Below are 365 nucleotides of genomic sequence, written 5' to 3'. Positions count from 1 at the left end.
GGCCACGCGTGGTCGAACACTGGACCAGCGACGGCGAGCACTACCACTTCCGCTACGACCTCGATAGCCGCACCAGCTGGGCCACCGACGTGCTCGGCCGCGAGCTGCAAGTGCAGTACAACGCCGACCACCGCGTGGTCGCCAGCCGCGACTACGGTGGCGAAGGTTACGGCATCGAGCTGGACGAGCACGGCAACATGGTCGGCCTGGGCCTGCCAGACGGCAACCGGCTCGCCTTCAAGTACGATGAATACGCCCGCCTGCTGGAAGAAACCGATCCACTGGGGCGCAAGATCCAGTACGAGTACCACCACCTGACCACGCTGGTGACCAAAGTCAGCTACCCGGATGGCAGCACCTGGCAG

Annotated in this window: 1 protein-coding gene; it reads left to right on the top strand. The window is 64.9% G+C overall.

Annotated elements, in window-relative coordinates; genetic code table 11:
* On the top strand, positions 1-365 hold a 365-nt coding region (locus ACK59Z_RS25930), incomplete at both ends, for a hypothetical protein (RefSeq protein ID WP_409294005.1).

This window comes from Pseudomonas sp. KCJK9058 (assembly GCF_046230975.1).
Taxonomy (GTDB): domain Bacteria; phylum Pseudomonadota; class Gammaproteobacteria; order Pseudomonadales; family Pseudomonadaceae; genus Aquipseudomonas; species Aquipseudomonas alloputida.
This window is presented reverse-complemented; position numbering and strand designations above follow the sequence as displayed.